This is a genomic window from Actinomadura sp. K4S16 (genome assembly GCF_008327685.1).
Taxonomy (GTDB): domain Bacteria; phylum Actinomycetota; class Actinomycetes; order Streptosporangiales; family Streptosporangiaceae; genus Spirillospora.
The window spans coordinates 930,640-952,883 of record NZ_BDDE01000010.1 but is presented as its reverse complement, the minus strand read 5'-3'; the positions used below and the strand labels follow the sequence as shown (position 1 = coordinate 952,883).

General features: G+C 72.3%; 21 protein-coding genes. 8 read left to right on the top strand and 13 right to left on the bottom strand.

All coding sequences use genetic code 11. The features are described 5' to 3' along the window. Positions 1–57: 57 nt before the first annotated feature. Both K4S16_RS05195 and K4S16_RS05190 read right to left on the bottom strand, forming a co-directional pair. Positions 58–309, bottom strand: a complete 252-nt coding sequence (locus K4S16_RS05195) for a protealysin inhibitor emfourin (protein WP_235036582.1) — start codon at positions 307–309, stop codon at positions 58–60. After that, complete coding sequence (locus K4S16_RS05190; protein WP_235036581.1) at positions 306–1,325, bottom strand: M4 family metallopeptidase; 1,020 nt, start codon at positions 1,323–1,325, stop codon at positions 306–308. The genes K4S16_RS05195 and K4S16_RS05190 overlap by 4 nt, the downstream gene beginning before the upstream one ends. A 209-nt stretch (positions 1,326–1,534) precedes the next feature. On the opposite strand from K4S16_RS05190, the gene recO reads away from it, so the two are divergent. Both recO and K4S16_RS05180 read left to right on the top strand, forming a co-directional pair. After that, positions 1,535–2,299: a DNA repair protein RecO gene (gene recO, locus K4S16_RS05185; RefSeq protein WP_149257592.1), complete on the top strand. Its 765-nt coding sequence runs from the start codon at positions 1,535–1,537 to the stop codon at positions 2,297–2,299. Beyond that, the gene (locus K4S16_RS05180) at positions 2,296–3,102 is read left to right on the top strand and encodes an isoprenyl transferase (RefSeq protein ID WP_149257591.1); all 807 of its coding nucleotides are present in this window, start codon (positions 2,296–2,298) and stop codon (positions 3,100–3,102) included. Before recO ends, K4S16_RS05180 begins: the two co-directional genes overlap by 4 nt. A 224-nt stretch (positions 3,103–3,326) precedes the next feature. Here K4S16_RS05180 and K4S16_RS05175 read toward each other — a convergent pair whose 3' ends face one another. The 5 genes from K4S16_RS05175 to K4S16_RS05155 form a co-directional block, all read right to left on the bottom strand. Next, a complete protein-coding gene (locus K4S16_RS05175) occupies positions 3,327–3,752 on the bottom strand; it encodes an OsmC family protein (protein WP_149257590.1) in 426 nt (141 codons plus the stop codon). Between the two features lie 97 nt (positions 3,753–3,849). After that, positions 3,850–5,463 carry a M4 family metallopeptidase gene (locus K4S16_RS05170; RefSeq protein ID WP_149257589.1) on the bottom strand — a complete coding sequence of 538 codons (1,614 nt, stop codon included), beginning with the start codon at positions 5,461–5,463 and terminating at the stop codon, positions 3,850–3,852. A gap of 211 nt (positions 5,464–5,674) precedes the next feature. Continuing rightward, positions 5,675–6,061, bottom strand: coding sequence for a Fur family transcriptional regulator (locus K4S16_RS05165; protein ID WP_149257588.1), 387 nt, complete (start codon positions 6,059–6,061; stop codon positions 5,675–5,677). After that, positions 6,058–6,960 (bottom strand): metal ABC transporter permease, encoded by a 903-nt coding sequence (locus K4S16_RS05160; protein ID WP_149257587.1) that lies wholly within the window; start codon positions 6,958–6,960, stop codon positions 6,058–6,060. The genes K4S16_RS05165 and K4S16_RS05160 overlap by 4 nt, the downstream gene beginning before the upstream one ends. Continuing rightward, the gene (locus K4S16_RS05155; protein WP_149257586.1) at positions 6,957–7,673 is read right to left on the bottom strand and encodes a metal ABC transporter ATP-binding protein; all 717 of its coding nucleotides are present in this window, start codon (positions 7,671–7,673) and stop codon (positions 6,957–6,959) included. Before K4S16_RS05155 ends, K4S16_RS05160 begins: the two co-directional genes overlap by 4 nt. Positions 7,674–7,804: 131 nt before the next feature. Between K4S16_RS05155 and K4S16_RS05150 the strand changes: the two genes are divergently transcribed. Beyond that, positions 7,805–9,076, top strand: coding sequence for an RNA-guided endonuclease TnpB family protein (locus K4S16_RS05150; protein WP_149257585.1), 1,272 nt, complete (start codon positions 7,805–7,807; stop codon positions 9,074–9,076). On the opposite strand, the gene K4S16_RS05145 is transcribed toward K4S16_RS05150, so the two are convergent. Together K4S16_RS05145 and K4S16_RS45550 are read right to left on the bottom strand one after the other, a co-directional pair. After that, on the bottom strand, positions 9,027–9,977 hold the full coding sequence (locus K4S16_RS05145) for a metal ABC transporter substrate-binding protein (RefSeq protein ID WP_235036580.1): 951 nt from the start codon (positions 9,975–9,977) through the stop codon (positions 9,027–9,029). The two genes, K4S16_RS05150 and K4S16_RS05145, sit on opposite strands and share 50 nt — an antisense overlap. A 32-nt stretch (positions 9,978–10,009) precedes the next feature. After that, positions 10,010–10,318 carry a DUF6703 family protein gene (locus tag K4S16_RS45550; RefSeq protein WP_235036579.1) on the bottom strand — a complete coding sequence of 103 codons (309 nt, stop codon included), beginning with the start codon at positions 10,316–10,318 and terminating at the stop codon, positions 10,010–10,012. Positions 10,319–10,346: 28 nt separating this feature from the next. Here K4S16_RS45550 and K4S16_RS05140 point away from each other — a divergent pair, with 28 nt between their 5' ends. From K4S16_RS05140 to K4S16_RS05130, 3 genes are all read left to right on the top strand, one after another. Then, a complete protein-coding gene (locus K4S16_RS05140; RefSeq protein WP_149257583.1) occupies positions 10,347–10,631 on the top strand; it encodes an antibiotic biosynthesis monooxygenase in 285 nt (94 codons plus the stop codon). Positions 10,632–10,796: 165 nt separating this feature from the next. Further along, on the top strand, positions 10,797–12,185 hold the full coding sequence (locus tag K4S16_RS05135; protein ID WP_149257582.1) for a DUF1906 domain-containing protein: 1,389 nt from the start codon (positions 10,797–10,799) through the stop codon (positions 12,183–12,185). Positions 12,186–12,354: 169 nt separating this feature from the next. Then, positions 12,355–13,743, top strand: a complete 1,389-nt coding sequence (locus K4S16_RS05130; protein ID WP_149257581.1) for a glycine--tRNA ligase — start codon at positions 12,355–12,357, stop codon at positions 13,741–13,743. Between the two features lie 130 nt (positions 13,744–13,873). Here the strand turns inward: K4S16_RS05130 and K4S16_RS05125 are convergent, their stop codons facing one another. After that, positions 13,874–14,551, bottom strand: a complete 678-nt coding sequence (locus K4S16_RS05125) for a hypothetical protein (RefSeq protein WP_149257580.1) — start codon at positions 14,549–14,551, stop codon at positions 13,874–13,876. A 297-nt stretch (positions 14,552–14,848) separates the two neighbouring features. Here K4S16_RS05125 and K4S16_RS05120 point away from each other — a divergent pair, with 297 nt between their 5' ends. After that, positions 14,849–15,292 carry a hypothetical protein gene (locus tag K4S16_RS05120; protein WP_149257579.1) on the top strand — a complete coding sequence of 148 codons (444 nt, stop codon included), beginning with the start codon at positions 14,849–14,851 and terminating at the stop codon, positions 15,290–15,292. Positions 15,293–15,355: 63 nt separating this feature from the next. Continuing rightward, entirely contained in the window at positions 15,356–17,626 is a 2,271-nt protein-coding gene (gene secD / locus K4S16_RS05115; RefSeq protein ID WP_149257578.1) for a protein translocase subunit SecD, read from the top strand. 46 nt (positions 17,627–17,672) lie between these two features. On the opposite strand, the gene K4S16_RS05110 is transcribed toward secD, so the two are convergent. The 3 genes from K4S16_RS05110 to K4S16_RS05100 all read right to left on the bottom strand — a co-directional run bounded on the left by K4S16_RS05110 (position 17,673) and on the right by K4S16_RS05100 (position 22,242). Beyond that, on the bottom strand, positions 17,673–18,836 hold the full coding sequence (locus K4S16_RS05110) for a septum formation family protein (protein WP_149257577.1): 1,164 nt from the start codon (positions 18,834–18,836) through the stop codon (positions 17,673–17,675). Positions 18,837–19,047: 211 nt separating this feature from the next. Next, positions 19,048–20,241: a septum formation family protein gene (locus tag K4S16_RS05105; protein ID WP_149257576.1), complete on the bottom strand. Its 1,194-nt coding sequence runs from the start codon at positions 20,239–20,241 to the stop codon at positions 19,048–19,050. A 114-nt stretch (positions 20,242–20,355) separates the two neighbouring features. Beyond that, complete coding sequence (locus K4S16_RS05100) at positions 20,356–22,242, bottom strand: glycoside hydrolase family 15 protein (protein WP_235036578.1); 1,887 nt, start codon at positions 22,240–22,242, stop codon at positions 20,356–20,358. Positions 22,243–22,244: the final 2 nt, after the last annotated feature.

Here is a 22,244-nt window from a genome sequence, read left to right as displayed (position 1 = left end):
GCGGTCTGCGGCCTCGGGTTCAGGTCCCCCCGGGCGCCTGAACCCGAGACAGGACGGTCATATGCGTCCGAGGACGTGGTGGACCAGCTCCCGGAGGGGGCCGTGGAGCTGGGTCTCGCCGACGGTGGTCCGATCGCCGTCGATATCGATCTCGTAGAGGAACTGGTCGGGGATTCGGCCCGGCGGCGGCACTCTTTTCAGATCGACGCGGCCGACGAGCCTCGACAGCATGGGATCGCTGGCGCTGTCGGACTCGCCGCGCCGCTCGATCCCCGCGAACCCACCGCTGCGGACGACTGTCACCTTCACTGCGTCTCGTTCGCCCCCAAGGAGACTCCTACCCCCGTCCAGGCCCTGCTCACCGCCTCGGTCTCGTCGGCGCCTGCTCCGTAGAGCGCGGTCGCGGCCTTCACGGTCGCGGCGGCGAAGCCGGCGAAGTCGACGTCGGAGGCGAGGGAACCGCCGGTGAGCGCGTCGTACCAGATGCGGCCGGCCTTCTCCCAGGCGTTGCCGCCGATGGCGGTGGCGGCGAGGAAGAAGGCGTGGTTGGGGATGCCCGAGTTGATGTGGACGCCGCCGTTGTCGCGGTAGGTGTCGACATAGTGGTCCATGTGGGCGGGCTGCGGGTCCTTGCCGAGCTGCGGGTCGTCATAGGCGGTGCCCGGCTCCTTCATGGAGCGGAGCGCGACGCCGTGGACGCCGGGGGCGAGCAGGCCCTCCCCGATGAGCCAGTCGGCCCGGTCGGCGCCGTGGCCGAGATGCCACTGCTTGACGAGCGAGCCGAACACGTCGGACACCGACTCGTTGAGGGCGCCGGACTGGCCGTAGTACTCCAGGCCCGCGGCGTACTGGGTGACGCCGTGGACGAGTTCGTGCCCGGTGACGTCGAGCGGGGCGGTGAAGTCGGTGAACAGGACGCCGTCGCCGTCCCCGTACACCATCTGCTCGCCGTTCCAGAAAGCGTTGTCGTAGCGGTCGCCGTAGTGGACGGTCGAGACCATCGGCAGGCCGCCGCCGTCGATCGAGTCGCGCCGGTACACGGCCTCGAAGAAGTCGAAGGTCGCGCCCAGCCAGTCGTAGGCCCGGTCTGCGGTCGCGTCGCCGGTGGCGGGGGCTCCCTCGGCCCGGACGGTGCGGCCGGGCAGCTCCTCGCGGTGCCCGGCGTCGTTGATCGTCCGGTTGGGGACGAAGTCCTCGGACGGGGAGGGGGCCGCGGCCGCGGCCGTCCGGCGCTCGACGAACTGGGCGGAGGTGAGCGCCAGCGTACGGCGGGCCCGGCCGCGTATGGCCGGGTCCTCGGCATCGCGGGCGATCCGTTCCAGCATGTGCGGTGGCACGATGTGGCATCTCATGCCACAACGCTGCCAGCAACCCGTCGTGCGGGCCATGGCTTTCGGGGGACCACTACGGCCGAATCCGGTCACGTTGCGTGTTCGTTATGAAGCGCAGCGGGGTCACTGAGTGACTTGTGGAGATCCTGCGGAAATGCTCCCGGCGCACCGAGGCACCGGGTGACGTGCGTCAGAATGAACGGGTGACCCTGTACCGCGACGAAGGCATCGTCCTGCGCACCCAGAAGCTGGGCGAGGCCGATCGCATCGTGACGGTGCTGACCCGGCGGACCGGCCGGATCCGCGCCGCGGCGAAGGGGGTCCGCAAGACCAGGTCCAGGTTCGGCGCCCGGCTGGAGCCGTTCACCCACGTGGACCTGCAGCTCTACGAGCGGCGCTCGCTCGACCTGATCACGCAGGCCGAGACGCTGCGCCCGTACGGCGAGGCGCTCGTCAGCGACTACCCCCGCTACACGGCGGGGACGGCGATGCTGGAGACCGCGGAGAAGCTCACCAGTGAGGAGGGCGAGCCCGCGCTGCGGCAGTTCCTGCTGCTGGTCGGCGGGCTGCGCACGCTCGCCGAGCGCGTCCACGACCCCCGGCTGGTCCTGGACGCCTACCTGCTGCGCTCGCTGTCGGTCGCCGGCTGGGCGCCCGCGCTCGACGAGTGCTGCCGGTGCGGCAACCGCGGCGGGCTGCGCGGGTTCGCGATCGCGGCGGGCGGGGCGGTGTGCGCGAACTGCCGCCAGCCGGGCGCCGCGACCCCGGCGCCGCCGACGTTCGCGCTGATGCTGGCGCTGCTGCGCGGCGACTGGGAGTACGCCGACGGCAGCGAGCAGCGCCACCGGATGGAGACCAGCGGCCTGGTGGCCGCCTACCTGCAGTGGCATCTGGAGCACGGGATCCGTTCCCTGCGCCATGTGGAGCGCGAGACGCGCGACGACGACACCGATAGGGAGAGAGTTTGAGCAGGGCCGTATCGCCTCCGGATCCGCACCGGGACGGCGCCACCCCGCCCCCGATCCCCGCGGACCTGGTGCCGCGGCACGTCGCCATCGTCATGGACGGCAACGGCCGCTGGGCGAAGGAGCGCGGCCTGCCGCGCACCGAGGGGCACAAGCGCGGCGAGGACTCGCTCTTCGACGTGATCATGGGCGCGATCGAGCTCGGCGTCCCGTACCTGTCGGCGTACGCGTTCTCCACCGAGAACTGGAAGCGCTCGCCGGACGAGGTGCGCTTCCTCATGGGCTTCAACCGGGACGTGATCCGCCGCCGCCGCGACCAGCTCCACTCGATGGGCGTGCGGGTGCGGTGGGCGGGCCGGCGGCCCCGGCTGTGGCGCAGCGTCATCAAGGAGCTGGAGACGGCCGAGGAGATGACGCGAGACAACGACGTCCTCACCCTGCAGTTCTGCGTGAACTACGGGGGCCGCGCCGAGATCGCGGACGCGGCGGCGGCGATCGCCAGGGACGTCCGGGACGGCCGGCTCGACCCCGGCAAGATCAACGAGAAGGTCTTCGCCCGCTACCTGGACGAGCCCGGCATCCCCGACGTCGACCTGTTCCTGCGCTCCTCGGGGGAGCAGCGCACGTCCAACTTCCTGCTCTGGCAGTCGGCCTACGCGGAGATGGTGTTCCTCGACACGCTCTGGCCCGACTTCGACCGCCGCCACCTCTGGCACGCCTGCGAGATCTACGCCTCCCGCGACCGCCGCTATGGAGGAGCCGTGCCTAATGCGGTCTTTTCGGGTCAGGCGCCCGGGGGCGCCTGACTGTGTTCATTGCAGTTGGGGCGGGTCGGGCGCCTGGGGGCGCCCGACCCGCCCCAACTGCGTGCGATCGCTGCATCGCTCCGGCTCGCCTAACGGCTCGCTGCGCGATCAGTTTCTCGCTTCGCTCGAAACTGCCTTCGGACGCGATCGCGATTGTTCAGGTTGTCGCGTGGCCGGGAAGGGGCTGGGCTCGGCGCGCCCGTTCCCCGGCCGGGCTCGGCCGGTCAGACCAGGCTTGCGTCGAGGGTGATGGTGGTGCCGGTGAGGGCCTTGCTGACCGGGCAGCCTTCCTTGGCGGCCTGGGCGGCCTTCTCGAAGTCGGCGGCGGACAGGCCGGGGACGCTGGCCCGGACGGTCAGGTGGATGCCGGTGATGCCCTCGCCCGGCTGGAAGGTGACCTCGGCCTTGGTGTCGACCTTCTCCGGCGGGGTGCCGGCGCCGGCGAGGCCGTGCGAGAGGGCCATCGAGTAGCAGGTGGAGTGGGCGGCGGCGATGAGCTCCTCGGGGCTCGTCCGGCCGTTCGGCTCCTCGGACCGCGACGCCCAGGTCACGTCGTAGGTGCCGAGCTTCGAGGAGTCCAGCGAGACGGTCCCCTGCCCCTCCAGGAGGGAGCCTTCCCAGTGCGCGTTCGCGGTTCGTGTCGTAGCCATGCCCCGATTCTTCACCATGGCGCGGCGGGTGGATCACCCGAACCGCGGGAACGCCCCGCGCCGGAGGCCGGCGCGGGGCGTTCCGCCCGGATCGGGGCTAGTTGACGTTCACCGCGGACCAGGCCGCGGCGACGGTGTTGTACTGGGTGCTGCCCGAGCCGTAGAGGTCCTTGGCCGCGTTCAGCGTCGCGGTGCGCGCGCCCGCGTAGTTGGTCGAGGACGTCATGTAGGTGGTCAGCGCCCGGTACCAGATCTTCGTGGCGGCGTCCCGGCCGATGCCGGTGATCGTGGAGCCGTTGGACGTGGGGCTGTTGTAGGAGACGCCGTTGATCGTCTTCGCGCCGCTGCCCTCGGACAGCAGGTAGTAGAAGTGGTTGGCGACGCCCGAGGAGTAGTGCACGTCGAGGTTCTTGGTGTTCGTCGACCAGGAGTCGGCGGAGCTGCCGTCCCTGCTGGGCTTGTCCATGAAGCGCAGCGCGGCCTTGCCGAAGCCGGGCAGGACGATCTCCTCGCCCACCAGGTAGTCGCCGACGTCGTTGGAGTTGTTCGCGTAGAACTCCACGGCGGCGGCCATGATGTCGGAGGTGGCCTCGTTCAGGCCGCCGGACTCGCCGCTGTAGGTGAGGTTCGCGGTGGAGCTGGTGACGCCGTGGCTCATCTCGTGCGCGGCCACGTCCAGGGACGTGAGCGGGCCGAGCTGGCTGCCGTCACCGTCGCCGTAGGTCATGCAGAAGCACGAGTCGTCCCAGAAGGCGTTGGCGTAGCCGCTGCCGTAGTGGACGCGGTTGTAGGACCCCTTGCCATCGCCGGCGATGCCGGTGCGGCCGAAGACGTTCTTGTAGAAGTCCCAGGTCGTGTTGGTGCCGAACTGGGCGTCCACGGCGACGGTGGCGCGGTCGGACGTCGTGCCGCTGCCCCAGTGGTTGTCGGCGTCGGTGAACAGGGTGGCGGGGGCCCGGTGGAAGCACCAGCTCAGGAAGCAGAGGTCGGTGTCGTTCTGGGCGTCCCCGGTGTAGGTGTTGCCGCGCGTCGGGTCCTTCAGCTGGTAGGTGCTGCCGGACAGCGTCGTCTCGAGCGGGACGGTCCCGGTGTAGAGGGACTTCCCGTCGCCCGCGGCGGTCCGGATCGTCTCCTCGCGCAGCAGTACCTTGCCGGTCGCGGCGTCCACGGAGGTGAAGACGCGGCTGGGCGTCCCGTCGGCCTTCTTCCCGACGGTCTGGACGCGCCAGGCGAGGCGGGGGGCGTGGTCGGCGGTGCGGGCCTCCACGACGAGCGCGGGGGCGCCGTCCGCCTTGCGGCTCTTGGTGGCGGCGCGCTTCTCGGCGGTCTTGGCGGAGACCTCCGGGCTGGAGTCCGACGGCGCCTTGGCGAGGGTGAGGCTGGTGCCGCGCCACGCGCCGGCCGCCGACTCGTGGACGACGATGTCGCCGCCCAGGACGGGAAGGCCGTTGTAGGTGCGGGTCATGCGGGTGTGGGAGGTGCCGTCGCGGTCGATGCCGACCCCGACCACCTGGAACGCCTGCCCGCCGCCGCCGCGGACCTCCGCGGCGCGGCCGGTGAGCGCCCGGAGCGCGTGCTCGGCGGCGGCGCGCGGACCGGGTGGGGACGCCGGCTGGCGTGCGGAGGCGGGGAGCGCGGTGGCGGCCGTCGCGAGCAACGTCGCCGAGGCCAGGAGCGCGGTCCTTCGGCTGGTGAACGCCCGTCTTGTCATGAACGCCCTCTCGTGCGGGCGCCACGCTCCCCCGAGGGCCCGCCGTCGGGCCCGCCGTGGCGACGGGACATTTATGACATAGGGCTACTGGGAAGTAGATATAGCAATTTGACAAGAAATGCCTACGCAGCGTGTGAGATACCGACTCTGTCCGAGTTCAGAGGGCAGCGACAGGTCGGCAAAAAGTGCGCGGGAAGGGCGTTTTCGGACTTCAGGACTGCTTCGCGGCGCAGTTCGCGCAGGTCCCGAAGACCTCCACCGTGTGGGTGATGTCGGTGAAGCCGTGCTCGGCGGCGATCGTGTCGGCCCAGCGCTCCACGGCCGGGCCCTCGACCTCGACCGTCCGGCCGCAGCCGCGGCAGACGAGGTGGTGGTGGTGCTGCTCGGTGCGGCAGGCGCGGTACACGGCCTCGCCCTCGTCGGTGCGCAGCACGTCGACCTCGCCCGCGTCGCTGAGCGCCTGCAGCGCGCGGTAGACGGTGGTGAGGCCGATCTTGGAGCCGTCGGCGCGCAGGTCGGCGTAGATGTCCTGGGCGCTGCGGAAGCCCTCGCAGCCGGCCAGCACCTGACGTACCGCGTCCCGGCGGGCTGTCGTCATCCCCCTAGCACCTCCGCCTCGGCATCCACGCGCGGCTCGACGCCGGGCCCGGCGCCCCTCGCGGGGACGGCGCCGGCCACGGCACGGGCACGCCGGCGGCGCACCACCGAGCCCCCGGCGACCGCGGCCACGAACACCGCGAGCGCCAGCAACACGATCGAGGGGCCCGGAGGGAGATCGTACTGGAAGGAACCCGCCAGACCCGCCACGGCCGACAGTACACCGATCCCCATCGCGGCCAGCATGGTGCTCCAGAATCCCCGCGTGAGCTGCTGCGCCGCCGCGACCGGGACGACCATCAGCGCGCTGACGAGCAGCAGCCCGATCGCCCGCATCGAGATCACCACCGTCACCGCGGCGGTCGCGGCGATCAGCACGCTGAGGAACCGGACGGGCAGCCCGGCCGCCCGCGCGACCTCCTCGTCCTGGCAGAGCAGGAACAGCTCGCGGCCGAACACCGCGACGACCGCGAGCACCGCGGCGGCGAGCCCCGCGACGACGTACAGGTCGCTCACCGTCACGCTGCTGATCGAGCCGAACAGGTAGGACTGCAGGCCCGCCGAGCCGCCGCCTGCGGCGCTGGTCAGGAGCACTCCGCCCGCCAGCCCGCCGTAGAACAGCAGGGCGAGCACGACGTCCGCGCCGCTGCGGCTGCGCGCCCGCAGGACCTCGATCGCGATGGCGCCGAGCACCGACACGGCCAGCGCGGCGAGGACGGGGGAGGTGCTGGTGAGCAGCCCGAGGCCGATGCCGGTCAGCGCGATGTGGCCGATGCCGTCGCCGAGCAGGGACAGTCTGCGCTGGACGACGAACGTCCCCACGGCGGGGGCGGTCAGGCCGATGAGCACCGCCATCACCAGGGCGATGCGCATGAAGTCGTAGTGCAGCATCTCGCTCACGCGGGCCTTTCGAGGGTCTGCCGGGCGGTCTCGCGGACGGCGCGGCCGTGGTCGAGCTCGACCGTGCGGGTCACGAGCGGCTCCATCGGCCCGAGCTCGTGGGCCACGAGGACGACCGTGCGCCCGGCGCGGGCCAGCCCGTGCAGCGCGGACGCGAGCGCCGCCTGGCTGCCGGCGTCCACCCCGGCGGTCGGCTCGTCCATCACGAACACGTCGGGTTCGCCGGCGAGCGCGCGGGCGATCAGCACCCGCTGCTGCTGGCCGCCCGACAGCAGGTGCGACGAGTCGCGGGCCCGCGCGGTCAGCCCGACCGTCTCCAGGGCGCGGTCGACGGCGGCGCGGTCGGCGGCCCGGTCGGCGAACGGCGCGGGCCGCCAGCGCGAGCGCCGGGCCACCCGTCCGGATGCCACGACCTCGCGGACGGTCGCGGGCACGCCGCCGCCCATCGGCAGCCGCTGCGGCACGTAGCCGATCCGCCGCCAGTCGCGGAACCGCGCGGGCGGCTCGCCGAAGATCTCGGTCCGGCCGCCGGCCAGCGGGACGAGCCCGAGCAGCGCCCGGACGAGGGTGGACTTGCCCGCCCCGTTCGGCCCGAGGACGGCGAGCACGTCGCCGGCCTCCACCCGCAGGTCGACGCCGGCGAGCACCGCGCGGCCGTCCCGCCGGACGTGCCCGCCGGTCATCGCGAACGGCGGGGCGGTGGTCGCGCTCATTGGGTCTCCTCCGTGGATACCCCGGCTTTCAGGCCGGGGAGGGAACGGGCTCCTGCGGAACAGCTCGAGGAAACCGGGACGTTTCGGCGTCCGCCGGGTCGGCTCGGGCCGGGGCTGCTAGAACGTGGGTCATGGCGCGGCAGGTCAGGCGGGCGTTCAAGTACCGCTTCTACCCCACCGGCGAGCAGGCGGCCGAGCTGTCGCGCACGTTCGGGTGCGTGCGGCTGGTGTACAACAAGGCTTTGGAGGAGCGCACCCGGGCCTGGCATTGCGAGCGGCGCCGGATCTCCTACGCGCAGTCGTCGGCCTTGCTGACGCAGTGGAAGAAGACCGAGGAACTGGCCTTCCTGTCCGAGGTGTCGTGCGTGCCGCTGCAGCAGGCGCTGCGGCATCTGCAGACCGCGTTCACCAACTTCTTCGTCAAGCGCGCCGCCTACCCAAGGTTCAAGTCGCGCAAGCGGTCGCGTTGCTCGGCCGAGTACACCCGCAGTGCCTTCACCTGGCGCGACGGGCACATCACGCTGGCGAAGATGACCGCGCCGCTGGACATCCGGTGGTCGCGTCCCCTGCCCGAGGGCGCCGAGCCGAGCACGGTGACCGTGTCGCGCGACAGCGCCGGACGCTGGTTCGTCTCGATCCTGTGCCAGGACACCATCCCGGCCGCTCCCGCCACCGACGCGGCGGTCGGGATCGACACCGGGATCACCTCCCTGGCGGTCCTGTCGACCGGGGAGAAGATCGTTAACCCCCGGCACGAGCGGCGTGACCGCGCCCGCCTGGCCAAGGCGCAGCGGAACCTGGCCCGCAAGGTACCCGGTTCGGCGAATCGGGAGAAGGCTCGCCGGAAGGTGGCGCGGGTGCACGCGCGGATCGCCGACCGGCGCCGTGACTTCCTGCACAAGCTGTCGACCCGTCTCGTCCGTGAGAACCAAACGGTCGTGATCGAAGACCTCGCCGTTGCCAACCTGCTTAACAACCGCACGCTCGCCCGCGCCATCTCCGACGCCGCGTGGGCGGAACTGCGCTCGATGGTGGAGTACAAGTGCGCCTGGTACGGCCGCGACCTGGTCGTGGTCGACCGCTGGTTCCCCTCCACCAAGCTGTGCGGAACCTGCGGCACCGTCCGCGAGGGGCTGCCGCTGGACGTCCGGGAGTGGACGTGCGGTTGCGGCAGCGTGCATGACCGCGACGTGAACGCGGCGCGCAACATCCTGGCCGCCGGGCTGGCGGTGACCGCCTGTGGAGACGGTGTAGGACCTCAACGGGGCACCTCCCGGATGGGGCGGTCGTCGGTGAAGCAGGAAACCCAGCGGGCGACCGCTGGAACCCCCTGCCTTCAGGCGGGAGAAGTAGTCAAGAGCACTCCAGGGCGGGGCGCAGGGCCCGCAGGTTCTGTCGCATGATCGTCAAGTAGTCGCCAGACGCCCCGTCCGCCACGCCCTCGGCCGGGTCGAGCACGGCCGTCCGCACGCCCGCCTCCCGCGCCAGGGCGCCGGCGACCCTCGGGTTCGCCAGTGTCTCGGTGAAGACCGTCGTCGCGCCGGTGGAGGAGACGAGCCGCGCCAGCTCGGCCAGCCTCTTCGGGGACGGCTCGCCGGACGGGTCCACCCCCGCGACCGGGATCTGCCGGAGCCGGTAGCGGTCGGCGAGGTAGCCGAACGCGGCGTGCGCGGTCACGATCTCCCGCCGCGCGCAGGTGGCCAGCCCGTCCCGGAACTCGCGGTCGAGCCCGGTCAGCCCCTGCGCGGTGGAGCGGGCGCGCTCCCGGTAGCCGGCCGCGTGCTCGGGGTCGGCGGCGGCCAGCCGCTCGCCCAGCGCGGTGGCCACGGTCGCCATCCGGCTCGGATCGAGCCAGATGTGCGGGTCGTAGGGCGCCTCCTGGTGCCGAATCCCGTCGTGGGCCTCTTCGTCGTCGGTCTCGCCCGGCGGAGGGAGCTTCGGCACGAGACTCGCGGCGTCGAGCGACCTGCCCCGCGCGTGCTTGCGGACCGCGTCGTCCACGGCGGGCTGGACGCCCTTGACGTAGACGGCGTAGTCGGCGTCCTCGACGTTCGCGACCTGCCGCGCCGTCAGCTCCAGATCGTGCGGCTCGGTTCCGGGCCTGGTGAGGGTCCGGACGGACACGTCGTCGCCGCCGACCTTCCCGGCCAGCCAGGCCATCGGGTAGAAGGACGCGACCACCGCGGTCCTGCCGGGCGGGACGTCCGCGCCCGCGTCGGCGCAGGCCGTCAGGCCCGCCGCCGCGCCGGCCAGGGCGACGGCCGCGGCCGTGGCGGTTCGCAGGGCTGCGCGGATACGGGGCACGTTGCGATTATGGACGAAGATGAAAACGGTTGTCAAAACCGACCGATGCCGCGTCCCAGGGCGAACCCGACCAGAACCACCAGTGCGGCGACGCGCAGGAGCCGTCCCGAGCCGTCCAGCGCGGGCCAGTTCAGGTAGGCGAACCAGCCCAGCGCCGCGGCCAGCGCCAGCAGCCCGGCCGCGGCCACCCAGCCGGTCCCGGCCATGCCGACCACCAGCAGCACGAACACGGCGGCGAGCAGGACCCATCGCGGCAGCCGGTGCAGGAACACCACCGGCGCCGCGCTGCGCCGCTCGACGGCCGCCCGCAGCCCCGTCCCGCGCTCACCTCTCGTCTCCACACGCCCAACGTACTGCCAGGATGGACGGATGATCGCGATAACCCGGTACCGGGTGCCGGAGGAGGAGTCCGGCGGCTTCGCCGAGAGCATGACCGCGGTGCTGGAGGCGCTGGCCGCCAGCACCGGTTTCCGCTCCGGACGCCTCGCCCGGACCGTCGACGACCCCGGCCTGTGGGCCCTCGTCACCGAATGGGACGGGGCGGGGCACTACCGCCGCGCGCTCGGCGCCTACGAGGTGCGGCTCCGGTTCATGCCGCTCGCCGCCCTCGCCGTGGACGAGCCCGGCGCCTACGAGGTGGTCTCCTCGGCCTGAGCGCCCCGCCCCGGCGACCGCCAGGCGGCGCGCCCGGGCGGCCGCTCCGGAGGCACGGTCAGAACGCGGGAAACCGGTGGTCAAGAAGCGACCCGTCCCGGTTTCGGCGACCCGGTCAAGGTCATCCTTTCCGCACATGATCATGCATTCCGCGGGGGAGATGTGATGCGCCGTGCCGTCCTGTTCAGCGTCTCGTCCGGGGCGGCGGCCGTCGCCGCCGCCCTCACCGTCGCCGGGACGGCCCCCGCGCGGCCCGCGTCCCATCAGGCCGCCGCGCTCACCGGACGGGGGCCGGCGGGCGGCGCGGCGACCGCGCACGGTCCCCGGGTGGTCGAGTACCGGGGGCTGCGCGTCCCCGTCCCGGCCGGCTGGGAGGTGCACCGGCTCGACCGGGAGCCGTCCCGCTGCGTCCGCTACGACCGGCACGCGGTCTACCTCGGCCGCCCCGGCCCGCAGCCGGACTGCCCGGCCCGCGTCGTCGGCCGGACCGAGGCCCTCCACATCCAGCCCGCGGGGAACGGGCGCGCCGCCCGGACCGTGCACGCCCGGAGGCTCGCCTCGCTGACCGTCGCGCGGACCGCCGGCCACGAGACGCGGCTCACCCTCCCCGAGGCCGGTGTCACGATCACGGGCGTGTACGGCACGGATCCGGCGAGGCTCCAGCGGATCCTGCGCGGCACCCGGCTGTCCGGGAAGTGGAAGGCCGGGCCGGGCGCCCGCCGCACCGCCGTCCCCTCGCCGCCGGAGGAGGGCGCCTCCCCCGACGAGGGCGCGGAGTCCGGCGACGGGCCGGCGCCCGTCGGGAGCCCGGAGCCCAGCGGAGGCCCGGTGCCCACCGACGTCCCCTCGCCCAGCCAGGGGACGGCGCTGGAGCGCCCGTGGGTGCGCGGGAGGGGGTTCGACACCTGCACGGCCCCGTCCCTCGCGACCATGAGGGCCTGGCGCCCCTCATTCAAGGTCACCAACATCTACATCGGGGGAGCGGCGCGCGGATGCGCCCAGCCGAACCTCACGGCGTCCTGGGTGAGGCAGGTGCGCGCGATGGGCTACCGCCTCACCGCCACCTACGTGGGCCTCCAGGCGCCGTGCGGCTACCGCCGGCAGCGGTTCACCGCCGGGAACGCCGCGTCGCAGGGCGCCCGGGCCGCCGCGGACGCGGCCCGCAGGGCCAGGGCGCTCGGCATCCCGGAAGGCAATCCGCTCTACTACGACATGGAGGGCTACAGGCACGGGAACAGCGCCTGCAGGGCCGCCGTCCTCCGGTTCGTCGACAACTGGGTCGACCGGCTGAAGTCCGAGGGGTACGTGCCGTGCCTCTACAGCAGCTCCACGTCCGGGATCCGCGACGTGGGCCGGTCCTCGATCAGCAAGCCCTTGGGCATCTGGTTCGCCAACTGGGACGGCCGGGCCAAGGTGTACGGCGACCCCCACCTGCCGGACGGCTGGTGGTCCCCGCACCGCCGCATCAAGCAGTACCGCGGCGGCCACCGGGAGACGCACGGCGGGGTCTCCCTGCTCGTCGACAGCGACATCGCCGACGGGCGCGTTTACTAGGTCCTGTCCAACGGCCCCCGTGCCCTAAGCTGGGGAACACTCTCCGGCGGCGGCGGCGACCGCGCCGGAGCACATCACCGGGGATCACACTCGCCGCCGCCCGCCGTCGCCGCGGGACCGGGGCGCACTCACTGTTCCCGCCGACCGCCAGCCGGATGGAGAATCTCTCATGGCACGCCGTTCCGATGTGCTGGACACGATCGTCAACCTCGCCAAGCGGCGGGGCCTGGTCTACCCGTCGAGCGAGATCTACGGCGGGCTCCGCGCCTCCTGGGACTACGGCCCGCTCGGTGTCGAGCTGAAGAACAACGTCAAGCGCCAGTGGTGGAAGTCGATGGTGCAGGGCCGCGACGACGTCGTCGGCCTCGACTCGTGCGTCATCCTGGCGCGCGAGGTCTGGGAGGCCAGCGGCCACGTCCAGGCGTTCGTCGACCCGCTCACCGAGTGCCAGTCCTGCCACAAGCGCTTCCGGGCCGACCACCTGGAGGAGGCCTACGAGGAGAAGCACGGCCGCCCGCCCGCGAACGGCCTCGCCGACATCACGTGCCCGAACTGCGGCGTGAAGGGCTCGTTCACCGAGCCGAAGATGTTCAACGGGCTGCTCAAGACCTACCTCGGCCCCGTCGAGGACGAGTCGGGCCTGGCCTACCTGCGCCCCGAGACCGCGCAGGGCATCTTCATCAACTACCTGAACGTCCAGCAGTCCGCGCGCCGCAAGGTGCCGTTCGGCATCGGCCAGATCGGCAAGTCGTTCCGCAACGAGATCACGCCCGGCAACTTCATCTTCCGGACCCGCGAGTTCGAGCAGATGGAGATGGAGTTCTTCGTCAAGCCCGGCAGCGACGAGGAATGGCACCAGTACTGGATCGACGAGCGCATGCAGTGGTACGTCGACCTCGGCATCCGCAAGGAGAACCTGCGGCTGTTCGAGCACCCGCAGGAGAAGCTGTCGCACTACTCCAAGCGCACCGTCGACGTGGAGTACCGCTTCGACTTCGTCGGCAGCGAGTGGGGCGAGCTGGAGGGCATCGCCAACCGCACCGACTACGACCTGACGACGCACTCCAAGGCGTCCGGCGCCGACCTGTCGTTCTTCGACCAGGAGTCCGGCGAGCGGTTCACCCCGTACGTGATCGAGCCCGCGGCCGGCGTCGACCGCTGCACGCTCACCTTCATGATGGACGCCTACGCCGAGGACGAGGCGCCGAACGCCAAGGGCAAGCTGGAGAAGCGCGCCGTCATGCGGCTCGACCGGCGGCTCGCCCCGGTGAAGGTCGCGGTGCTGCCGCTGTCGCGCAACACCGACCTGTCCCCGAAGGCCCGCGACCTCGCCGCGCAGCTGCGCCGCAACTGGAACGTCGAGTTCGACGACGCCGGCGCCATCGGCCGCCGCTACCGCCGCCAGGACGAGATCGGCACCCCGTTCTGCGTCACCGTGGACTTCGACACCCTGGAGGACGACGCGGTGACCGTCCGGGAGCGCGACACGATGAGCCAGGAGCGCATCGCGATCAGCCAGGTCGAGTCGTTCCTCGCCGCGCAGCTCGTCGGCTGCTGACCCGGCTTCGGGGCCGAGGGCCCCGGTGACGACGTGACGGGCCGCCCCATATCGGGGCGGCCCGCTTTCCTGGGAGCACGTACTGGGAGGGGCCCTGCCGCCTCCTGGGGAGCTCCGTTCCGGCCTCCCGTCAGCTCGTGACGTAGAGGGCCTGGTCGTAGGTGCCGGATCCGGCGACCGACTCGCCGCGCAGCGCGTACGTGGCGGTCACGGTGGCGGTGGACGGGCAGAGGAAGCTGCTGCCCGACTGCTTGTTGACCGTGGCGTTCTGCACGCCGACCTGCGCGTCGCCGCTGGAGGTGACGGGCCGCGAGGCGTTGTCGCCGTTGTAGCCGTTGGCGGTGAGGTTGCCGCCGAACACGCAGGTGATGCCGCCGAAGATGTTCACCACGGCCTTCACCTTGAAGTTGGCGATCGTGACGGTGGCGTCCCGGCCGCCGGTGTGGTTGGGGTCGTAGGTGACGTTGCCGCCCGTCCACGGCAGGCTCTGCGCGGTGATCGTCGAGCTGGTGCTGCCGCTGCAGGGGCCGCCGCCGTCGCCGGTGAAGGTCGCCGAGCTGACGTTGAGTCCGCTGCCGTCCGAGCTGATGGCGCCGGTCATCGTCGACTGGCTGCAGGAGCCGCCGCCGAGCGAGCTGCTGACCGTCGCGGTGCCGAGCAGCGAGGCCTGCACGTTGCCGGAGTAGGCAGCGGCCGTGGCCGAGCCCTTGCGGATGGTGGTGCCCGCGGCGTACGCGGGGGCGACCCCCGCGGCGAGGACGGCCAGCGCGGCGGTCCCGACGATCGCGGTCTGTCTGATTCGTGCCACCGGATACTCCTCTGTCCGGTTCGGGGTGGGCATACGCGAAAGTAATTCGCATAAATGGCGCAGGCAATGGCGGGCGGTCGACTGCGGCGTGGCCGGATCGGGACACTCGCCAGTGTCTGCTGGTAAGGCCGGGTGCGCGGGGGAGGGCAAGGGCTTTGTCACGCAACCCCTTCTTGACGAGCCTGCTTTCACGCTTTCGCCTGCCAGGTCAGGGTGCGCGCCGCCCGGAGGAAAGTGGGCTAGGTTGGCGGGAACGGCCGGGCGAGCGGCCGCCGGAGACCTGGGAGGGAGGGCGGAATGGGCGACGAGCGCCACCCCGCCTTCCGCCGTCCCGTCGCCCGGCTGCTCGTCGTCGTGCTCGGCCTCCTCGGCTTCGTCGCCGGACCGGTCGGCGCCGGCGTCCCGGCCGGCGCGGGCGCGCCGGGCAGGGCGCCCTCCACCGGGACGGTCTCCGGCGTCCGCGCCGGGGTGGTGCAACAGGCGCCGTCCCGCACCCGGCTCTCCGGCAAGCAGCGCGCGGCCGGGCGTACGCAGACCGCGATCGCCGCCGCCGCGCTCCACGCGGCGGGGGCGGCGGCGCCGAGCGCCCAGCCCGAGCACGCGACGCTCCCGGCGTCCGGCGCCGCGACCGAGCCGCGGTCCGGACGCCTCGTCCGGGCCGCCGCCGCGCACGTCCCGCCCGACGTCGCGCCGAGGGGCGCCCCGCGCGGGCGCGCTCCGCCCGCCTCCACAGGGATCTGAGTTCTCCGTCCCCGGTGCCGCACGCCCGCGTGCGGTGCCGTAGCCCCTGTGTGGAGGTTCCCCTTGACTCGCGCCAACGTGGTGCGGGCGGTACTGGCGTTCGCCGTGCTCGCCACATCGTTCTACTTCGCCTGGTCCAAACCCGCCCGCCTCGGCCTCGACCTCCGCGGCGGCACCCAGATCGTCCTGGAGACGCAGGACTCCCCGACCGTGAAGGCCGACCGGGAGTCCACCGACCGCGCCCGCGAGGTGCTGCACCGGCGCGTCGACGCGCTCGGGGTCGCCGAGTCGTCCATCACCCGGTCCGGGGACCGGCGGCTGATCGTCGAGCTGCCGGACGTCCAGGACCCGACCCGCGCCGCCGAGGCCATCGGCAAGACCGCGCAGCTCACCGCCCATCCGGTGCTGGCCGGGGGCGGCGCTCCGGCCAAGGGGCAGCAGCAGATCCCGGATGAGAGCGGGCAGCAGATCCTCATCGGCCCCGCCGCGCTCACCGGCGCCGGGATCGGCTCGGCGAGCGCCTCCTACGACCCGCAGAACCTCGGCGGCTGGGCCGTCGACGTCAAGTTCAAGGGCGGCGGGGGCGCCACCTGGGAGCGGCTGACCGCCAAGGCCGCCTGCGCGGTCGGCGACGAGCGCCGCGTCGCCATCGTCCTGGACGGCAAGGTGATCTCCTCGCCGCAGGTCACCGAGAGCGTCGCCTGCGGCGTCGGCATCACCGGCGGCTCCACCCAGATCACCGGGGACTTCAGCCCGGACGAGGCCAAGGACCTCGCGGCGCTCATCCAGGGCGGCTCGCTGCCCGTCCCGGTGAAGATCATCGAGCAGCGGGTGGTCGGCCCGACGCTCGGCGACGAGGCGATCGACGCCAGCGCCCGCGCCGCCGTCATCGGCATCCTGCTGACCGGCCTGTTCATCGTGGCCGTCTACCGGCTGGCCGGCCTGCTCGCCACGGTCGCGCTCGCCGGGTACGCGCTGATCTCCTACGGCGCCCTCGTCGCCGTCGGCGCCACCCTGACGCTGCCGGGCCTCGCCGGGTTCGTCCTGGCCATCGGCATGGCGATCGACGCCAACGTGCTGGCCTTCGAACGCGCGCGGGAGGAGCGGGCCGCGGCGCCGGGCCGCGGCGCGCGGGCGGCGCTGGCCGTCGGGTTCGACAAGGCCTGGTCCGCGATCGCCGACTCGGCCGTCACGACCCTGCTGGCCGGTGGCCTGCTGTTCTTCCTGGCCTCCGGGCCGGTCCGGGGCTTCGGCGTCACGCTGACCATCGGCGTGCTGGGCTCCCTCGTCTCCGCGATGCTGCTGAGCCGGGTCCTCACCGACGCCGCCGCCGCGCGCATGCCGAGGCTCAGCAAGGGCAGGGCGGGCGGCCTCGGCGGCTCCGGCCGCATCCGGTCGTGGCTGGAGAACAGCGGCCCCGACATCATGAAGCGCAGCCGGCTCTGGCTGGGCCTGTCCGCGCTCGCCGTCGTCCTCGCGGTCACGGGGATCTTCGCCCGCGGCCTGAACTTCGGCGTGGAGTTCACCGGCGGCCGCCTGGTCGAGTACTCCACCAGCAGGCACGTCGACATCGACACCGCCCGCGCCGCCGTCGCCGACGCCGGGTTCCCGCGCGCCGTCGTCCAGACCTCGGGGAAGGACGACATCTCCGTCCGGACGTCCGACCTGGGCAACGCGGAGGAGAAGCGCATCCAGGACGCCCTCGCGAAGGAGGGCGGCGGCGCCGTCAAGCAGCGCGACGAGCTGATCGGCCCCAGCCTCGGCGACGAGCTGCGGACCAAGGCGCTCATCGCCCTCGCCGTGGCCCTGCTGGCCCAGCTCGCCTACCTGACGATCCGGTTCCGGTGGACGTTCGCGGCGGGCTCGGTCCTCGCGATGTTCCACGACATCACGATCGTCACCGGGGTCTTCGCCTGGCTCGGCAAGCCGATCGACGGCGTCTTCCTCGCCGCGCTGCTCACGATCATCGGCTACTCGGTGAACGACTCGGTGGTCGTGTTCGACCGCGTCCGGGAGATGTGGACGGCGAACCCGAAGGGCCGGTTCGCCGACATCGCGAACCGGGGCACCCTGCAGACCGTCCCGCGGACGATCAACACCGGGGTGGGCGCCCTGTTCATCCTGGCGGCCCTGGCCGTCCTCGGCGGCGACTCCCTGACGGACTTCGCCGTCGCGCTCCTGATCGGCATCGTCGTCGGCACCTACTCCAGCGTCTTCACCGCGACGCCGCTGGCGGTGGTGCTGGAGCGCCGCACGAAGGCCCCGCCGCCCCAGCCGAAGCAGAAGTCCAGGCCCGCCCGCCGCACCCCCGACGACTCGGGCGCCGTCGTCTGACCCCGTCCGGGCCGCCGCCCGCTGTGGCGGCGGCCCGGCGGGGACGTCACTTCTTCGGCACGAACGACCGCTTGAGCGGCCCGTTCCTGCCCGTGATCAGGCAGTACACGTCCCGATTGCCGGATTCCCAGCTCTCCTTGGTCGGCGCCGAGTACGTGGGGTCGACCTTGTCCAGCGGCGGGTCGCTCTTCCAGACCTTCACCGCGCGCTCCGCGCAGCCCTCCAGGATCATCTCGTCGAGTCTCTTGTCTCCCGGGTACTCCTTGCCCCGCAGCCTGTACGTCGCCAGCACCTGGTACTGATGCGGCAGATCGCAATCCACGACCGGAGGGGCCATGTACTCGTCCCACTTCTCCAGGCAGTCGCCCTGCTCGAAATCCGTCTCGTACTTGGGGACGATGAAGGCGCGGTCGAGCGGTGCGGTGAGCGTGTTGTTCTCGCCGACGTAGACGAGCGTGCACGTCACGGTCCGCTTCCCGCTCTCCCAGTCCTTGCGCCCGGGGACCTCGGCCCGTGGGTCGAAATCCTTGGCCGTGACCCTCTTCACGCTGTCCGGGGTTCGTTCCTTGCACAGCGCCGCCGCTTGGGCCGTGAGCCGCTGGACTCCTGGGAACGGCCCGGCGGGCAGCGCCGCCTCGGCGACCACCTCACCGTTGTGGGGGTTGGCACAGGGGCTGGGATACACGTAGTGGTCGGCCGAGTCATGGGTCTGCGCCGTGAAGCAGTCGCCCACCTTCAAGGTCGACGGCAGCACGTACCCGTCCCGGCGGCGCGGGTCGGATTCCCCGTCTTCGGCCGAGAACAGCGAATCGCCGAACAGCGCCGCGACGACCGCCGCCGCCGCGAGCCACGCCGCCGAGGCGCCGAGCCCGCCGAGAGCGAGGCCCGTGCCCCTGCCTCCCCGGCGGCGGAGTTGGACGAGCGCGGCGACGGCGAACGCGATCGAGAGCAGCGCCAGGCCGACAATGCCGGTGACCAGGGCGGCGATGGCGAACCGGTTCGTCCGCGGCCGGCCGGGCCGCTCGTCGCCGCCGGAAGGACGCTCCGGACCGTCCTCCGGCGGGGGCTCGTGCGCGGTGTCCGCCGGCGGGGTCTCGTCCGTCGGGCCGGGCGCGACGTCCGCGTCGGATGTGAGCGTGTCGGGAGGTGCCCAGTCGGGGCTCGGAGCGGAGGCGTCCGAGATGTCGTCAGGGGATGGTGGCGTGGTCACGGCGAAACGGTAGGCCGGACAATTGGTAAAAGCCGGGCTTTTCGGCGGTCGTCGCCGAGTCGTGATCAAGGAATCCCGTGGCCGGGGACGGTCCCGGCCACGGGCGCGGGGGCAGGCGAGGGGCGGCTGGTCCTCAGGGTTGTCAGCCCATCGGATCCCGGTGAACGACTCGGTGGTCGTGTTCGACCGCGTCCGGTAGCCGGCGGGGACGTCACTTCTTCGGCACGAACGACCGCTTGAGCGGCCCGTTGCCCGCGATCAGGCAGTACACGTCCCGATAGCCGCGTCTCCACTCCTGCTCGGTCGGAGTGGAGAACGTGGGGTAGACGCCGTCGGGCGGCGAATCGCTCCCCCAGATGTCCGCCGCCCGCTTCGCGCAGCCCTTCGAGACCATCCTCTCGAGTTTCCCTCTGCCCGGGTACTCCTTGCCCTGGAGCTTGTACGTCGCCAGTACCTGGAACTTATGCGGCCGGTCGCAGTCCACGACCGGAGGGGTCATGCTCTCGTCCCACTTCTCCAGGCATTCGCCCTGCTCGAACATCGCCTCGTGCCGGGGAGTGATCACGGCGCGGCTGAGGGGAGTGATGAGCGACTTGCCCTCGCCGACGTACTTGCCCTCGCCGACGTAGACGAGCGTGCACGTCACAGTCCGCTTCCCGTTCTCCCAGTCCTTGCGCTTGGGAAGCTCGGCCCGCGCGTCGAAATCGTCGTCCACGACTTTTTTCACGTTGTCCGGGGTGCGTTCCTTGCACAGCGCCGCCGCCTGGGCGGCGAGCCGTCCGACTCCGGGGAAGGGGCCGGCGGGGAGCGTCGGCTTGGCCACCACCTCACCGTTGTGGGGGCTGTCACAGCGGCTGGGAAACACGTTCGGATCGGCCGAGTCACGGGTCTGCGCCGTGAAGCAGTCACCCACCTTCAGGGTCGACGACAGCACGTAGCCGTCCCGCTGGCGCGGGTCGGCCTCTCCTTCTCCGGCCGAGAACAGCGAGTCGCCGAACAGCGCCGCGATGATCGCCGCTGCCGCGAGCCAGGCCGCCGAGGCGCCGAGCCCGCCGAGAGCGAGGCCCCTGCCGCGGCCTCCCCGGCGGCGGATCTGCACCAGGGCGGCGACGGCGAAGGCGATCGCGAACAGGACCAGGCCCACGGCACCGGTGACCAGGGCGGCGATGGCGAAGCCGTTCGTCCGCGCCCGAACGGGCCGCTCGCCCGCGATGGGCGAGGGTTCCGGACCGTCCGCGGGCGAGGTCTCGTCCGCGCCGTCCGCCGGCGAGGCCGCGTCGGCCGGGCCGGGCGTGGCGTCCGTGTCGGACGTGGGCGTGTCGGACGTGGGCGTGTCGGGAGGTGCCCAGGCGGGGTCCGTCGCGGGGCCGTCCGGGACGTCGTCAGGAGATGGTGGCGTGGTCACGGCGAAACGGTAGGCCGGACAATCGGCAAAAAACCCGCCCTCCGGGCGGTCGTCGCCGAGTCGTGATCAAGGGACCCCGTGGCCGGGGACGGTCCCGGCCACGGGTGCGGGGGGTCAGGCGAGGGGCGGCTGGTCCTCGGGGTTCTCGGCCCTGATCACCTGCATGACGGCGTTGATCAGCGCCAGGTGGGTGAAGGCCTGCGGGAAGTTGCCGAGGTGGCGGCCGGTGTGCGGGTCGATCTCCTCGGCGTACAGCTGCAGCGGGCTCGCGTAGGACAGCAGCTTCTCGCACAGGGCGCGGGCCCGCTCCAGCTCGCCGATCATCACCAGGGTGCTGACCAGCCAGAAGGAGCAGATCGTGAAGGTGCCCTCGTCCGACTCGAAGCCGTCGTCGGTCTCCGCCGCGCGGTAGCGCAGGACGAGGTCGTCCTCAGACAGCTCGTCGGCGATGGCGAGGACGGTCTCCCGGACGCGCTTGTCGTCGGCGGGCAGGAAGCCGAGCAGCGGGATCAGCAGCGCCGAGGCGTCCAGCGCCGTCGCGCCGTAGTGGGCGGTGAAGACGCCGCGCTCGTCCAGCGCGTTGGCGAGCACGTCGGCGTGGATCTCGTCGGCCGCGGCCTGCCAGCGGCGCGCCCGCTCCTGGTCGCCGCGGATGCGCGCGAGCCGCGCCCCGCGGTCGGCAGCGACCCAGCAGAACACCTTGGACGAGGTGAAGTGCTGCGGCTCGCCGCGCACCTCCCACATGCCGCAGTCGGGCGTCCGCCAGTTGGCCAGGGCGTCCTCGACCTGCTTGACGACGATCTTCCAGAGCCGGTCGTCGAGCCGGTCCCGCTTGCGCACGAACAGGTAGATGGAGCCGATGATCGCGCCCCACACGTCGTGCTGCGCCTGCATGTACGCCTCGTTGCCGATGCGCACCGGGCGGGCGTTGTCGTAGCCGGTGAGGTGGTCGAGCGTGGACTCGGGCAGCTCCTCCCGCCCGTCCAGCCCGTACATGATCTGCAGCTTGCCCTCGGCGGCCTCGGCGACGTCGGTGATGAAGTAGAAGAAGTCGTTGGCCTCCCAGTCGTAGCCGAGCGTGTAGAACGCCCACAGCGCCATGGTGGAGTCGCGGATCCAGGTGTAGCGGTAGTCCCAGTTCCGGTCGCCGCCCGGCGCCTCCGGCAGCGACGTGGTCGCCGCCGCGGCCACCGCGCCGGACGGCGCGAACGTCAGGCCCTTCAGGGTGAGCGCGCTGCGCTGCAGGTGGCTGCGCCACGGGTGGTCGGGGAAGCGGCCCCGGTCGAGCCAGTGCTGCCAGTGGTGGACCGTCCAGACGAGCCGGTCCTGCGCCTCCTCCCACGACGAGGGCGCCGCGTGCTCGCTCCAGGACAGCGCGACGAACCGGGACTCGCCCTGCTTCAGCAGCGTCCGCGACGTGGCGAGCGACCCCTCGAAACCGACGTTCATGTCGGTGGTGAGCCGCAGCCCGACGCCGTTGCCGCGCGCGGCGGCCTCGTGGTAGCCGGAGCCGGTGTGCTCCCAGCGCGCCGGCGTCTGCCCGTAGTCGAACACCGGCATGCAGTCGAGCCGGACCTGGACCTGCCCGTTCACGCAGCGCACCATCCGCAGCAGGACGTGGTCGGCGTCGTAGTCGGTCGGCGCCCTGCGGTGCGTGTGGGACCGTTCCGTCTCGTGGTGCCAGGGCCCCATGAGGAGCGCGTCCGTCACGACGAGCCAGCCGCCGTGCACCCACCAGGTGGTCTCCATCACCATGGTCCCGGGGATGTAGCGCTGCGCGGCGGGCACCTCCACGCCCGCCGGGCCGACCCGGAAGTATCCGGCGTCGCGGTCCAGGATGGAGCCGAACACGCTCGGCGAGTCCATCCTGGGCAGGCACATCCACTCGATGTTTCCGCTGGGGGCGACCAGGGCGGTCGTCTCGCAGTCGGACAGGAACCCGAAATCGGCGATGGGGGCGAACGGGTCTCCCGCTCGGCCGCCGGCGACCTTCGGCCTCACAA

Bases quoted from the DNA above. Each gene is read 5' to 3' on its own strand.
- K4S16_RS05135 (WP_149257582.1), top strand. From the start codon at position 10,797: ATGCGCCGTGCCGTCCTGTTCAGCGTCTCGTCCGGGGCGGCGGCCGTC.
- K4S16_RS05120 (WP_149257579.1), top strand. From the start codon at position 14,849: ATGGGCGACGAGCGCCACCCCGCCTTCCGCCGTCCCGTCGCCCGGCTG.
- K4S16_RS05190 (WP_235036581.1), bottom strand. From the start codon at position 1,325: ATGCTGGAACGGATCGCCCGCGATGCCGAGGACCCGGCCATACGCGGC.
- K4S16_RS05130 (WP_149257581.1), top strand. From the start codon at position 12,355: ATGGCACGCCGTTCCGATGTGCTGGACACGATCGTCAACCTCGCCAAG.
- K4S16_RS05175 (WP_149257590.1), bottom strand. From the start codon at position 3,752: ATGGCTACGACACGAACCGCGAACGCGCACTGGGAAGGCTCCCTCCTG.
- K4S16_RS05170 (WP_149257589.1), bottom strand. From the start codon at position 5,463: ATGACAAGACGGGCGTTCACCAGCCGAAGGACCGCGCTCCTGGCCTCG.
- K4S16_RS05150 (WP_149257585.1), top strand. From the start codon at position 7,805: ATGGCGCGGCAGGTCAGGCGGGCGTTCAAGTACCGCTTCTACCCCACC.
- K4S16_RS05165 (WP_149257588.1), bottom strand. From the start codon at position 6,061: ATGACGACAGCCCGCCGGGACGCGGTACGTCAGGTGCTGGCCGGCTGC.
- K4S16_RS05140 (WP_149257583.1), top strand. From the start codon at position 10,347: ATGATCGCGATAACCCGGTACCGGGTGCCGGAGGAGGAGTCCGGCGGC.
- K4S16_RS05155 (WP_149257586.1), bottom strand. From the start codon at position 7,673: ATGAGCGCGACCACCGCCCCGCCGTTCGCGATGACCGGCGGGCACGTC.